Genomic DNA, 13220 nt, shown 5'->3' with positions numbered 1-13220 from the left:
CCCGGCCGGCGCGAGCCTGGGCACGCCACGCGCGTGCCGCTGCCCCGCGACGGCGCCGGCCCGCCGTCAGCCCTTCTCCAGGTATTCGGCGCGTTCCTCGTCGACGAGCGCGGCGACCGACGCCGCCAGCGCCGGGTGCCGGGACAGATCCGGATCGTCCTCGACCAGTTCGATCGCCTCGGCCCGCGCGTCGCGGATCAGCTCGGCGTCGCGTCTCAGCGACAGCAGCCGCAGGTGCGAGCGGCGGCCGGACTGGGTCGCGCCCAGCACGTCACCCTCCCGGCGCTGTTCCAGATCGAGTTCGGCCAGCTTGAAGCCGTCGGTGGTGGAGGCGACCGCGTCCAGCCGCTCCCGCGCCGACGAACCCTCGACCGCCTCGGTGACCAGCAGGCACAGACCGGCGGCCGAGCCCCGGCCGACCCGGCCGCGCAACTGGTGCAGCTGGGAGACACCGAACCGGTCGGCGTCCAGCACGATCATCACCGTCGCGTTCGGCACGTTCACGCCGACCTCGACCACAGTGGTCGCCACCAGCACGTCCAGCTTGCCGTCGGCGAACGCGCGCATCACCGCGTCCTTCTCGTCCGCCGGCAGCCGGCCGTGCAGCACCCCGATCCGCAGCCCGTGCAGCGGACCCTCGGCCAGCAGCGGGGCCACCTCGGTCACCGCCAGCGGCGGGCGCCGGCCGTTGTCGTCCTCTCGCGGCGCCTCCTCGTCCGACACCGGCCCTTCTCCGATGCGCGGGCACACCACGTACGCCTGGTGGCCCTTGGTGACCTCCTCGCGCAACCGGCGCCAGGCCCGGTCGAGGAACGCCGGCTTCTCGGCCGCCGGGACCACGTGCGAGGCGATCGGCGAGCGGCCCTGCGGAAGCTGGGACAGCGTGGAGGTCTCCAGATCGCCGTAGACGGTCATGGCGACGGTGCGCGGGATCGGGGTCGCGGTCATCACCAGCACGTGCGGCGGCTGCTCGGCCTTGGCGCGCAGCGCGTCGCGTTGCTCGACACCGAAGCGGTGCTGCTCGTCCACCACCACCAGGCCGAGGTCGTGGAAGTCGACGCCCTCGTAGAGCAGGGCGTGCGTGCCGAGCACGATGCCGGCGCGGCCCTCGGCCACCTCGGCCAGCGCCCGGCGCCGGGCCGCCGCGCCGAGCGAGCCGGTGATCAGCTCCACCCGTGTGGCGTCGTCGGCGGCGCCCAGCTCACCGGCCCGGCCGAGCGGCCCGAGCAGGTCGAGGATGCCCCTGTGGTGCTGGGCGGCGAGCACCTCGGTCGGCGCGAGCAGCGCGGCCTGCCCACCGGCGTCGACCACCTGGAGCATGGCGCGCAGCGCCACCACCGTCTTGCCGGAGCCCACCTCGCCCTGGAGCAGCCGGTGCATCGGGTGTGCCCGGGTCAGGTCGGCGGCGATCTCCCGCCCGACGACCTGCTGGCCGGAGGTCAGCTCGTACGGCAGCCGGGCGTCGAACGCGTCGAGCAGGCCGCCGGCCTTCGCCGGGCGGGCCCGTCCCGGCGACGCCGCCGCCCGGTGCTTGCGCTGCACCAGCGTGAGCTGCACGGCGAACGCCTCGTCCCACTTCAGCCGGCGGCGGGCCCGGTAGAGCGCCTCCTTGCTGGTCGGGCGGTGGATCTCGCGCAGCGCGGTGCCGATGTCGGCGAGGTTGCGGGTGGCCCGCACGGTGGCCGGCAACGGGTCCTCCGGCGGGGTGAACGTGTCGAGCACGACGCGGACGCAGCGGGCGATCACCCAGGTCGGCACCGCCGCCGCAGCCGGATAGACCGGGATCATTGCCCCGGCGAACTCCTCGACCTCCTCGTTTGCGGCCGCCTCGCCCTCGCCACCCTCGCCGAGCAGGACGTACTCCGGGCCGTTGAGCTGCCGCTTGCCCCGGAACTCGGTCACCTTGCCGGCGAACAGCCCCCACCGGCCGGGCCGCAGCTCCCGCTCCCGCCACGCCTGGTTGCCGAAGAACGTGCAGGTGAGCACGCCGCCGGAGCCGTCGCCGACGGTCACCTCCAGCAGGTTGCCGCGCCGCTGGCGCATCGGGCGCACGGCGGTGCGCTGCACCTGGGCGAGCACTGTGACCTGCTCCCCCACGTCGAGCGAGCGGATGTCGGTGTGCTCGCCGCGCTCGTCGTACCGGCGCGGGAAGTGGTAGATCAGGTCGCCCGCGGTGTGCAGGTCGAGGTGCCCGGCCAGCGCCTTCGCGGTGCGCTCGCCGACCAGCTTCTTCAGCGGCGTGTCGACAGTGGCCGCTTCACCAGTCATTCGACCCCCACCAGGAGCGGATAGTGCGGCTGACCGCCCTCGTACGCCTGCACCTCGACGAACGGCCACGCCCCCTCGACGTGCGCGCGGACCCGGTCGGCCAGCCCGGCCGGAGCGTCAGCGCCGCAGAGCAGCGTGACCAGCTCACCGCCGCCGCCGAGCATCCGGTCCACCACTGCGGTGCAGGTGTCGACCAGATCCTGCCCGATCAGGTGCACCTCGCCCTCGACCAGGGCCAGCACGTCGCCCGGGCGGGCCGGGCCGGCGACGGTGAGCGCCTCCCGGGCGGCGTGGCAGACCTCGGCGTACCGGCAGGCGCCGGCCGCCTCGGCCATCGCGATCACGTCGTCCTCGAACCGCCGCTTCGGATCACGCACGGCCAGCGCCGCGAGCGCCTGCACCGGCGAGCGGGTCGGCACCACGCTCACCTTCACGCCGAGGCCGTGCGCCTCCCTGGCCGCCGCGCTCGCCACCGACTGGGTGTTCGGGTCGTTCGGGAGCACCACCACCCGGGCGGCGCCGGTGGCCCGGATCGCGTCGAGCAGCTCGCCGGTGGACGGGTTGGCGGGCACCACCACGGCGCCCTCGGCCGCGAACAGCTCCGCGATGCCCGCGCCCGTGGCCACCACCACGGCGGCCCGCCCCTCGGGCAGCGGCGCCCGCGGTCCGGGCGCCGGGGCGGCCTGGTCGGCGAAGCGGGTCACGTTGATCCGGTGCGGGCGGCCGGCGACCACGCCCGCCTCGACCGCCGCCCCGATGTCGTTGACGTGCACGTGGACGTTCCAGGTGCCGGCGCCGTCGCCGACGATCGCGAGTGAGTCACCGAGCGCGTCCAGCTCGGCGCGCAGCCGGGCCACCGCCTCGTCGGTGGCGTCGAGCAGATACTGCACCTCGTAGGCGTACGCGTCGGAGCCGCTCTCCCGCACGGCGGTGGCCGGCGCGCGGCGGGTGGGCGGCTCGGACGCCGGCTGCGCCAGGCTCTCCCCGGTGATCACCTCGACCAGCGCGTCCAGCAGCAGGCACAGGCCGCGCCCGCCGGCGTCGACCACGCCCGCGCGGGCCAGCTCCGGCAACTGCTCGGGGGTACGCGCCAGCGCGTGCGCCGCCGCCTCGGCGGCGGCCCGGGCCACGGCGCGCAGGTCGTCGGTGTCCGCCCGGCGGGCGGCGTGCGCCGCGGCGGAGACCACGCTCAGCAGCGTGCCCTCGACCGGCCGGGCGACGGCGGCGTAGGCGGCGGTGGTGGCGTCGGACAGGGCGTCGGCGAGCTGTCGCCCGCGCACCGCGGGCACGGCGGCGAGCGTGTCGGCGAGGCCACGCAGGATCTGCGAGAGGATCACCCCGGAGTTGCCGCGCGCCCCGAGCAGCGCGCCCCGGGCCATCAGCCGCAGCGCGTGGCCGTGCGGGGTGTGCCCGTCGTCGGGAAGCGTGCCGAGGTCCATGGCCAGGGCCTGCTGGGCCGAGGTGAGCGTGAGCACCAGGTTGGTGCCGGTGTCGCCGTCGGGCACCGGGTAGACGTTCAGGTCGTCGATCTCGCCCTGGTGGGTGCGGAGGGCGGCCAGCCCGCTCGCGCACCAGCGGCGTACCGCTGCGGCGTCGAGGGTCTCCAGCACGTCGGGAAGCCTACTGGCGCGCACCGACACGCGCCGGGGTCGTCCACCGCGTGTCCGCCCCGGCGGACGGCCCGGCCGGGACGCCGGTACGCTGGGTGGGCTCGCGAAAGGGCCGGTTGGGCGTACCGACTGTCATCGGGTAACCTGACCAGGTTGCCCGGGCAGCGCCTGGCGGCGACCTCATGAACGTTTCAATCCCAGGAGTATCCCGTGGCTAGCGTGTGCGACGTCTGTGGCAAGGGGCCGGGCTTCGGCCACAACGTGTCCCACTCGCACCGGCGGACCAACCGCCGCTGGAACCCGAACATCCAGTCGGTGCGTACCCCGGCCGGTGGCGGCACCACCAAGAAGTTGCAGGTCTGCACCTCGTGCATCAAGGCCGGCAAGGTCACCCGCGCCTGACGCGGTAGCGCCACCGGAACATCGTCGGTCGCCGGCGGATCCCTTCGGGGTCCGCCGGCTTCTGTCGTGTCCGGCGACCGCCGTGCCCACCGGCCCGGTATCGGCCGACCCGCCCCCGCACCCCTGACCGACCGTACGGCGACCGCCTCGATCCGGCCGGTTAGGGTGCTGCTGCGCCGGCCGTCCCGTTCCGGCGCGAGCCGTGGGGAGGGTGACCGGTGGACCTCGATCTGGGTCGCGAGCAACTGGTGGTGGTGGGCGCGTCGTTCGGCTCGCTGAGCTGGTTCGACCAGGAGCTGCCGCCCGGCAGCGTGGTGCTGGTCGAGGAGCCGGACGTGATCGCCCGCCGCGACCTGGCCCGGTTCGCCGAGCGGCTGCCGATGATCGGGCGCCTCGTCGCCGCCGAGTACCAGACCGGCTTCGACCCCGACGCCCTGCTCGCCCGCGAGCCCGGCCTCGCCGACGCCCGGCTGGTCCTGCCCGGCCTGGAGTACGCGGTCGGCGCCACCGCCCGGCTCGCCGAGCGGCTCGGCCTCCCCGGCGCCGGAGTCGAGGCCGCCGACGTCTTCTCCGACAAGCACCGGATGCGGCTGCTCGCCGACCGGATCGGGCTCGCGAACCCGGCGTACGAGCTGGTCGACGACCCGGCGCGGGCGGTGGAGTTCGCGCGGGCGCACGGCGGCCGGTGCGTGCTCAAGCCCACCCGCCGCTCCGGCAGCCTGGGCGTGCAGCTGATCACCGACCCGGCCGAGGTGCCGGCCCGCTGGGCGGCAAGCGCCACCCCGCCCGACCCGGCCGAGGCGACCGAGCGCGGCCTGCCCACCGGCGTGCTGGTCGAGGAACTGCTGGTCGGCTCCGAGCACAGCGTGGAGCTGCTGGTGGCCGAGGGCGACGTGGTCTTCGCAAACGTCACCGACAAGCGGATCGCCGGTGGCCGGTACCCGGTCGAGACCGGCCACACCGTGCCGTCCGCGCTGCCCGCCGCCGCGCACGACGCGCTGCGCGCCGCCGCGGTACGCCTCGCCGAGGCGGCCGGCTTCCGCAGCGGCATGCTGCACAGCGAGTGGATCCTGGTCGACGGCGTCCCGACGCTCGTGGAGTGCGCGGCCCGGATGCCCGGCGACATGATCACCGCGCTCATCTCGATCGCCTACGAGCGGGACGTCATCGAGGCGTACCTGCGGATCCTGCGCGGCGAACGGCCGGCGCTGCCGGCGCGGGCCAGCGGTGCGGCGGCGATCGAGTTCCTGATCGCGCCGCCCGGCCGGGTCACCGCCGTGGACGGCCGGCGCGACGCGCTGCGCGTGCCGGGCGTGCTCGACGTGCGGGTGGAGACGAAGGTCGGTCAGACAGTGCCGGAGCTGCTCTCCTCGGCGCACCGCAGCGGGCACCTGATGGCCTGGGGCGCGACACCGGACGAGGCGGCGGACGCCGCCCGCCGCGCCGCCGGGACGATCCGCATCTCGGTGGACTAGAGGATACGGCCGTACGACAGGCAGCCCGGGGCGTCCTTGTAGAAGCCGAAGTTCGGGATCCGCTCGTAGCCGGCCGAGGTGTACATGGCGATCGCCTCGGGCTGCTTGTCGCCGCACTCCAGCACGATCCGCTTGCGGCCGTGGTCGCGGGCGGACCGCTCGACCGCGGCGAGCACCGAGCGGGCCACGCCCCGGCCCCGGGCTGCCGGGTCGGTGTACATCCGCTTCATCTCGGCCGTGTCGCCGTCCTCGCCGTGGCTGCGCCAGCCGCCGCAGCCCACCGGCCGCCCGTCCAGGTAGGCGACGAGGAACGCGCCGTCCGGCGGGGTGAACTCGGCCGCGTCGACGGGGGTCTCGTCGCCGCTGCCGCCGTACCGGGCGCCGAGGTCGGCCAAAGCCGCCCGGATCAGCGCCCGCGACTCGGGCGCGTCGAAGCGCCGCTCCCGGATCTCGATCTCGCTCACCGTGCCAGGTTACGACCGCCACCGGCCCGGCTTCGGGCGGCCGGCCCGGGGTCGGACGCAGATCACTCCGGCCCGCTGGTCCGCCGCGCGACCCGCTGGCCCGCCGTCCGGCGGCCGTACCCGCTAGTCCGCCGTCCGGCGGCCGTACCAGCTAGTCCGCCGTCCGGCGGCCGTACCAGCTAGTCCGCCGTCCGGCGGAAGTGGTCCCAGCCGCGCGGGCCGCTGTAGGCGCCGCCGTCGACGGTGACACCGGCGCCGTCCGCCACCCGCCCGACCGGCCGCCAGCCGTCGGGCAGCGCGGCGTCCGCCGGGAAGGTCGCCGCCAGCGCGTGGTCCTCGCCGCCGGCCAGGATCCAGGTGTACGGGTCGACGCCGAGCGCCTGCGCCGCGTCCCGCATCTGCCGGGGCACCTCGAACGCGTCGCGGTTCAGGTCGATCGCCACGCCGCTGGCGGTCGCCACGTGCCCGAGGTCGGCCAGCAACCCGTCCGACACGTCGATCATGGCGGTGGCCCCCGCCGCTGCGGCAGCCGGTCCGGCGGCGTACGGCACCTCGGGGCGGCGGAACGCCTCGACCAGCAGCCGGGGCGTGCGGAAACCCCGGGACAGCACCGTGTAGCCGGCCGCCGACCAGCCGGTGCGCCCGGCCAGCGCCACCACGTCGCCGGGGCGGGCGCCGGAGCGGACCACCGGGTCGCGGCCGGCCAGGTCGCCGAGCGCCGTCACCGCGATGGTGAGCGTCGGGCTGCCGGACATGTCCCCGCCGACCACGCTCGCGCCGACCAGTGCCGCCTCCGCGCCCAGCCCGTCGGCCAGTTCCTCGGCCCAGGCCGGGTCCAGCTCGGCCGGCATGCAGAGCGCGACGAGCAGCGCGGTCGGGGTGGCGCCCATGGCGGCGATGTCGGCGAGGTTGGCCGCCGCCGCCCGGTGCCCCACGTCCCGCGCCGACGACCAGTCCCGGCGGAAGTGCCGCCCCTCCACCAGCACGTCGGTCGAGGCGACCACCCGCCGGTCCGGCGCGGCCACCACCGCGCCGTCGTCGCCGGGGCCGAGCAGGCAGTTCCGTCCCTGCGCCAGCCGGGCGGTCACCCGGCCGATCAGGCCGAACTCGCCGACATCAGTGACAGTCATTCCGTCCCCTCGCTCCGCTGCGTCGTTCCGCACGTTCCACCCCTACCCGTACCGGCGTGTGCTCGCTCACCGCGTCCGACCGGCAACCGATAGGGATCACAGCCGCTCAGTACGGTAGTTTCACCCTTCGGGTCGCCCGGAGGCGACGGACGGAGGTCGAGTCGTGGTACAGGCGTACATCCTCATCCAGACCGAGGTCGGCCGGGCGCGTGACGTGGCCGGTCTGATCGCGGATCTGGCCGGCGTGGTACGGGTCGACGCCGTCACCGGGCCGTACGACGTGGTGGTGCTCACCGAGGCGAACACCGTCGACGAGCTCGGCAAACTCATCGTCAGCAACGTGCAGATGGTGCCCGGCATCACCCGCACGCTCACGTGTTCGGTGGTGCGGCTGTAAGTGGACGAGAAGGACACCTCCTCTCCCCGCCGGGACGGCGGCACCCGCCGTGCCGCGCTCTGGGCCACACTCGTCGCGGTGCCGGTGACCGTGGCGGTGGCCGCGTTCACGTTCGCCAAGCTGGCCCCGGAGTCGCCGGAGGCCGAGCCGAGCGCGTCGGCGAGCCCTCGGGCGCAGTCCAGCGCGCCGGTCGAGATGCCCGCTCCGGCGCTGGCCGAGCGCCCGACAGTGCTCTGCCGGGCCCTGATGTCGCAGCTTCCGGACCGCGTGCGTGACCTGCCGCAGCGCCCCGTCACCGCGGGCCCGGAGCAGAACGCCGCGTACGGCGATCCGGCGCTGACCGTTGCGTGCGGCGGCAGCCCGGCGCAGTTCCCGCCCACCGACGAGGTGTGGACTGTCAACAAGGTCTGCTGGCACGCGGCCGAGGAGGCCGACGCCACGGTGCTGACCACCGTCGACCGGGAGACCCCGATCCGGGTCCGGGTACCGAAGTCGTACGAGCCGCCGCTGCAGTGGGTGACCTCGATCTCCGACACGATCGTCAGCTCGGTCCCCTCGGCGAAGCAGGCCCCCTCGGGCTGCTCCGCCTGACGCCCGCCGGCCGGCCGGCGGCCGGCGCGGCGGGACAGGCGGTCAGCGGCCGGTGTGGCGGTGCAGGGCGGTACGGATCAGCCGGTTCACCAGCTTCGGGTACTCCAGCCCGCTGGCCGACCACATCCTCGGGAACATCGACGTCGGGGTGAAGCCCGGCATCGTGTTGATCTCGTTGAGGTAGACGTCCATCTGCGGGGTGACGAAGAAGTCGACCCGGGCCAGGCCGGAGCAGTCCAGGGCCGTGAAGGCCCGGGTGGCGTAGTCGCGCACCTGCCGGGCCACCGGCTCGGGCAGGTCGGCCGGTACGTCGTACTCGCAGACCTCGTCGGCGAAGATGTACTTGGCCTCGAAGTCGTACCAGTCGCGGTCGCCGATCATCCGCACCTCGGCGAGCACCGATGCCTCAGGTGCGCCACCGGCTTCGCCCTCCAGCACGCCGCACTCGATCTCGCGGCCCACCACGGCGCCCTCGACGAGCACCTTGCTGTCGATCTCGCGGGCGGTGACGAGCGCGGCGTCCAGGTCGGCCCAGTCGTCGACCTTGGTGATGCCGAACGAGGAGCCGGCCCGGGAGGGCTTGACGAAGACGGGCAGCCCCAGGCGCTCCTTGTCCTCCTCGCTGAGCGACATGCCGGCGCGCAGCACCGCGTACGGGCCGACCGGGATGCCCTCGGCGGCGCAGAGCTTCTTGGTGAACTCCTTGTCCATGGCGGCGGCGGAGGCGAAGACGTTCGCGCCGACGTAGGGGATGTCGGCCATCTCCAGCATCCCCTGGATCGTGCCGTCCTCGCCGTACGCGCCGTGCAGCACCGGGAACACCACGTCCACGTCGGCCAGTGCCACCGGCCCCTGGGCGGGGTCGAGCACCATCAGGCCGCCGACGGCGGGGTCGGCGCGCAGCACCAGTTCGGCGCCGGAGCCGGCGGTGATCTCGGGCAGTTTGCGGTCGGCGATGGCGAGCCGGCTCGGGTCGCCGCTGGCGAGCACCCACTGGCCCTGCCGGGTGATGCCGACCGGGACCACCTCGAACTCGTCCGGGTCGAGGGCGGCCAGCACGCTGCCCGCGCTGACGCAGGAGATGCCGTGTTCGGGGCTGCGGCCGCCGAAGACGATCGCCACGCGGGTCTTACCTGGGGTGGTCATTGTCACCTCATCGTTCGCGACTGCGGCTGGCCGTGCTCGCCGGTGGCGCTCACCCGACTGACCTTACTGTGCGTTGCCGCAAGCGGTGGCCGTTACCCGGGGAGACACGGAGTCGCGTGGCAAACGGTCAGGGTGACATATACGGGGAGTAACGGAACGGTGGTGCTCAGCAGGCCGGATGCCGGGGCCGGCGGCCGACCGCGATGACCTTCACCCGCTGCCGTCCGGCCCGCACCATGCCCAGCGCCATGAACGCGCCGGCGATCCGGTCGGCCGCCTCCCGGCTGCTCGCGCCGACCACCTGACGGCGGCGCTCGGGGCTGGTCCGTTCGTCGCGCCACATGCCTTGGCGCACGTCGGTGAGGACCACGAGGAACCTGGTCATCGCGGCACCCCTCCCCGTCTCGTGGACCGGCAGGGCACGCGACGGCCGGATCGTGGGGGAGTAAGAATCCGACCGCCGCGCGCCCCATCCCCTCCGGTCGCTCACCACCACCGTCGCCACGACAACCGGCGGTGAGGACGCCGTCACACATTGACATGTTTATGAGCATGAATGCAACTCTCATCGACTTTCTCTCACGCCCGCATTCCCAAGAGATGTGCGATCATCGATGCATGGCGCCGAAAACCGCCCGGGCCCGACGGCTCGGCATCGCCCTGCGAACCCACCGCGAGGCCGCCGGGCTCACCCTGGAGGCCGCGGCCGACGAGATCAACAGCACCCGGAGCACGCTGTCCCGTTACGAGAACGCCCAGACGCCAGTCAGTCCCGCCACCGTGCGCGCGCTGCTGACCAGTTACGGCGTCGGCCCGGCCGACATCGCCGCGGCGGTGGAACTCGCGAAGGACGCCCGCAAGCCGGGCTGGTGGGTGTCCTACTCGTACCTGCTGGACCGCCGCACCATCGACTTCATCGCGCTGGAGGCGGAGGCCACCGGCATCGCGAACTTCGAGCCGTCGGTGGTGCCCGGCCTGCTCCAGACCGCCGACTACATCCGCGGCGTGATGCGCGGCGGGCCGCACACACTCAGCGACGAGCAGGTGGAGCAGCGGGTCCGGCTACGGCTGGACCGCCAGCAGCGGCTCTCCGGCGCCGAGCCGCCGATCCTCGACGCCATCATCGACGAGGCCGCGCTGCTGCGCCCGGTCGGTGACCGCTCGGTCATGTCCGGCCAGCTCCGGCATCTGCTCAAGACGACCGAGCTGCCGAACGTGACGGTGCAGGTGATCCCGCTGGCCGCCGGCTACCACCGGGGCACCCGGGGATCACTGCACATCCTGGAGTTCGCCGACCCGGCGGATCCGATCATCGCCTCGGTGGAGACCGTCGCCGGGCAGATGATCCTGGACCGGCCGGGTGACCTGCGTACCTGCGTCAAGATCATGGAGCATCTGCGGACCGTGGCGCTGAGCCCGGCGGCCAGCCGGGACCAGCTCCTCCGCCTGGAACGAGAGGTGACCAGATGAACGGCACGAACCGCGTCGCACCGGCGCCGGCCGGCTGGCGCAAGAGCAGCCACAGCGGCGACGAGGGCGCCTGCGTGGAGATGGCCCCGCTGACCGGCGCGGTGGCGGTCCGCGACTCGAAGGATCCGGCCGGCCCGGTGCTGGTGTTCCCGCCGCACGCCTGGGCCGCGTTCACCGCCGCGCCGCCGCGCGCCTGAGCGGCCCGGCCTCAGCCGAGCGGGGCGGCGGCGGTGAGGGTGCCGCGTACCGCCTCCAGCGCCGCGATGGCCACCCCGCGCGCCCCGGCCATGTCCCGGTCCGGCACCAGCGCGAAGGTGGCCACCGCCCGCTGCTCCTCCCGGAGCACCGTGTGCTCGGCGACCGTGGCGAGGAACCAGTCCCGGAACTCCGGCGCCGCCTCCACCACACCGCCGCCGACGAAGTACGCGTGCGGATCGGTGAAGTTGGCCGCGATGGTGAACAGCCGGCCCAGCGCCTTGGCCTGCTGGGTGAACACCAGGCGGGCCAGCGGGTCGCCCCGCTCGCCGTAGCCGCGCAGCAGCTTCGCCGCCCGGTCCGGCTCCTCCGCCGCGAGCGGATGCTCCGGGTGCCGGGCCAGCCAGTACGGCAGCAGGTTACGCCGGATCGCGGTGAGCGAGGCGACGCTCTCCGCGTCCCCGGTGAAGCCGCAGGCGCAGACCGGCGCCGCCTGGTCCGGCTCGACCAGGCCGTCCAGCGGGATGTGCACGTGCCCGAACTCGCCGGCCATGCCGGCCGCGCCGCCGACCACCCGGCCGGACTCCACCACGCCGCCGCCCAGCCCGGTGCCGACGATCGCCGACACCGACGACCGGGCCATCGCCTCGGCGCCGAAGTGCACGTGGTGGGCGTAGAGCGCGGCGGCGTTGCCGTCGTTCGCGTACACCACCGGCAGGCCGAGCCGCCGCTCCAGCGCGCTGCGCACGTCGAAGCCCCGCCAGGCGGGCTGGGAGAAGTTCGTCGAGCCGCGCGAGGAGATGACGCCGGTGGCGCTGGCCGGGCCGGGCGTGTCCAGCCCGACCGCGCGGACCAGGTCACGCGGCACACCGGTGTGCGCCAGCACGCCGTCGAACGCCCGCGCCAGCGCCTCCACCGCCGCCTCCGGGCCGGCGCCGACCTCGCTCGGGATCTCCAGTAGCCCGTCCACCAGGAACCGGCCGTCGACGGTCAGCACCGTGGCGTTGTCACTCGTGCCCCCGTTGTCCAGCCCCACCACCACCGGCACCCCTGCGCTGCCCACCGCCACCGCCTCCCGCCGCGCCTGACCCGAGGCTAGTTCCCGCCCGGGCCACCCGCCACGCCCCCGCGCGGACTCCCCGTGGCGGTCAGCCGGGACGGCGGGCGGTGACCGCCGTGGCCTCCCACTCCTCGTCGCGTACCACGTCCGGGTCGAGCCCGGCGGCGGTGAACACGGCGCACAGTTCCGGGGCCTGCGCGACGCTCGTCTCGACCACGACGTGCCCGCCCGGGGCGAGCCATTCGGCCGCGCCGGAGGCGACCCGGCGCAACACGGCCAGGCCGTCCGCGCCGCCGTCAAGGGCCACCGGCGCCTCGTACAGGCGTGCCTCGGCCGGCAGCGAGGACACCGCGGCGGTCGGCACATACGGCGCGTTCGCCACCACCAGGTCCAGCCGCCCACGCCGGCCGGCCGGCAGCGCGTCGAACAGGTCGCCCTGGTAGACCGGGACACCGAGTGGTTCGAGGTTGCGCCGGGCGCAGGCCACCGCCACCGGGTCGATGTCGGCGGCGGCCAGCCAGCGGGGCGCGAGCCGCTCGTGCAGCACCACCGCGGCGGCACCGGAGCCGCAGCACAGGTCGAGCACCGCCGGCGCCGGCCCGGCCAGCGCCGCCGCCGCGTCGACCAGCAGCGCGGTACGACCCCGCGGCACGAAGACCCCCGGGTGTACGGCGATCCGCCGGCCGCAGAACTCGGCCCAGCCGAGCAGGTGCTCCAACGGCAGGCCGGCGACGCGACGGTCGACCAGCCGGGTCAACGCCTGCGCCGAGTCGGCGGCGGCGATCAGCAGGTCCGCCTCGTCCTCGGCGAAGACGCAGCCTGCGGCGCGCAACCGCCGGACGAGGGCCGGACGATCGGAGGTGAACACGGTGGATGCCATGGCAAGCCTTTCGGGAAGCGCTCGTCGGCGCCCCCGGCGTCGCCTCAGCCCCGAGGCGACGCGGACTCGAAGGGAGCGCCGGTCCTCTGCTTGTGGATCGGACTCACCTCCTCGGGTCGGGGCCGCACGGGC

The 13220-nt window shown here is 74.6% G+C and carries 14 protein-coding genes; 6 read left to right on the top strand and 8 right to left on the bottom strand.

Going from position 1 to position 13220, the window contains the following annotated elements; all coding sequences use genetic code 11:
- Positions 1–66: 66 nt before the first annotated feature.
- Positions 67–2268 (bottom strand): ATP-dependent DNA helicase RecG, encoded by a 2202-nt coding sequence (gene recG / locus AB0B20_RS01440; RefSeq protein WP_357467249.1) that lies wholly within the window; start codon positions 2266–2268, stop codon positions 67–69.
- Entirely contained in the window at positions 2265–3878 is a 1614-nt protein-coding gene (locus tag AB0B20_RS01435; RefSeq protein WP_357467246.1) for a DAK2 domain-containing protein, read from the bottom strand. Before AB0B20_RS01435 ends, recG begins: the two co-directional genes overlap by 4 nt.
- A 210-nt stretch (positions 3879–4088) precedes the next feature.
- On the opposite strand from AB0B20_RS01435, the gene rpmB reads away from it, so the two are divergent.
- Both rpmB and AB0B20_RS01425 read left to right on the top strand, forming a co-directional pair.
- Positions 4089–4280, top strand: a complete 192-nt coding sequence (gene rpmB / locus AB0B20_RS01430; RefSeq protein WP_013284551.1) for a 50S ribosomal protein L28 — start codon at positions 4089–4091, stop codon at positions 4278–4280.
- Between the two features lie 218 nt (positions 4281–4498).
- The gene (locus AB0B20_RS01425) at positions 4499–5755 is read left to right on the top strand and encodes an ATP-grasp domain-containing protein (protein ID WP_357467243.1); all 1257 of its coding nucleotides are present in this window, start codon (positions 4499–4501) and stop codon (positions 5753–5755) included.
- Here AB0B20_RS01425 and AB0B20_RS01420 read toward each other — a convergent pair.
- Together AB0B20_RS01420 and AB0B20_RS01415 are read right to left on the bottom strand one after the other, a co-directional pair.
- Complete coding sequence (locus AB0B20_RS01420) at positions 5752–6219, bottom strand: GNAT family N-acetyltransferase (RefSeq protein WP_357467238.1); 468 nt, start codon at positions 6217–6219, stop codon at positions 5752–5754. The two genes, AB0B20_RS01425 and AB0B20_RS01420, sit on opposite strands and share 4 nt — an antisense overlap.
- A gap of 179 nt (positions 6220–6398) precedes the next feature.
- On the bottom strand, positions 6399–7349 hold the full coding sequence (locus tag AB0B20_RS01415; RefSeq protein WP_357467235.1) for a thiamine-phosphate kinase: 951 nt from the start codon (positions 7347–7349) through the stop codon (positions 6399–6401).
- A gap of 163 nt (positions 7350–7512) precedes the next feature.
- Here AB0B20_RS01415 and AB0B20_RS01410 point away from each other — a divergent pair, with 163 nt between their 5' ends.
- Both AB0B20_RS01410 and AB0B20_RS01405 read left to right on the top strand, forming a co-directional pair.
- On the top strand, positions 7513–7746 hold the full coding sequence (locus AB0B20_RS01410) for an Lrp/AsnC ligand binding domain-containing protein (RefSeq protein ID WP_088646044.1): 234 nt from the start codon (positions 7513–7515) through the stop codon (positions 7744–7746).
- The gene (locus tag AB0B20_RS01405) at positions 7747–8337 is read left to right on the top strand and encodes a DUF3515 domain-containing protein (RefSeq protein ID WP_354865851.1); all 591 of its coding nucleotides are present in this window, start codon (positions 7747–7749) and stop codon (positions 8335–8337) included.
- Positions 8338–8379: 42 nt separating this feature from the next.
- Here the strand turns inward: AB0B20_RS01405 and AB0B20_RS01400 are convergent, their stop codons facing one another.
- Positions 8380–9483: a D-alanine--D-alanine ligase family protein gene (locus AB0B20_RS01400; protein ID WP_357390084.1), complete on the bottom strand. Its 1104-nt coding sequence runs from the start codon at positions 9481–9483 to the stop codon at positions 8380–8382.
- 166 nt (positions 9484–9649) lie between these two features.
- Positions 9650–9868 carry a hypothetical protein gene (locus AB0B20_RS01395; RefSeq protein ID WP_357390082.1) on the bottom strand — a complete coding sequence of 73 codons (219 nt, stop codon included), beginning with the start codon at positions 9866–9868 and terminating at the stop codon, positions 9650–9652.
- A gap of 233 nt (positions 9869–10101) precedes the next feature.
- Here AB0B20_RS01395 and AB0B20_RS01390 point away from each other — a divergent pair, with 233 nt between their 5' ends.
- Positions 10102–10953 (top strand): helix-turn-helix transcriptional regulator, encoded by an 852-nt coding sequence (locus AB0B20_RS01390; protein ID WP_357467229.1) that lies wholly within the window; start codon positions 10102–10104, stop codon positions 10951–10953.
- Positions 10950–11150: a DUF397 domain-containing protein gene (locus AB0B20_RS01385; RefSeq protein WP_357467226.1), complete on the top strand. Its 201-nt coding sequence runs from the start codon at positions 10950–10952 to the stop codon at positions 11148–11150. Before AB0B20_RS01390 ends, AB0B20_RS01385 begins: the two co-directional genes overlap by 4 nt.
- An 11-nt stretch (positions 11151–11161) precedes the next feature.
- On the opposite strand, the gene AB0B20_RS01380 is transcribed toward AB0B20_RS01385, so the two are convergent.
- A complete protein-coding gene (locus AB0B20_RS01380; RefSeq protein ID WP_357467223.1) occupies positions 11162–12211 on the bottom strand; it encodes an ROK family protein in 1050 nt (349 codons plus the stop codon).
- 85 nt (positions 12212–12296) lie between these two features.
- Positions 12297–13088: a putative protein N(5)-glutamine methyltransferase gene (locus AB0B20_RS01375; RefSeq protein WP_357467220.1), complete on the bottom strand. Its 792-nt coding sequence runs from the start codon at positions 13086–13088 to the stop codon at positions 12297–12299.
- Positions 13089–13220: the final 132 nt, after the last annotated feature.

The sequence above is a fragment of the Micromonospora sp. NPDC049151 genome (assembly GCF_040648395.1).
GTDB lineage: Bacteria > Actinomycetota > Actinomycetes > Mycobacteriales > Micromonosporaceae > Micromonospora.
This window is presented reverse-complemented; position numbering and strand designations above follow the sequence as displayed.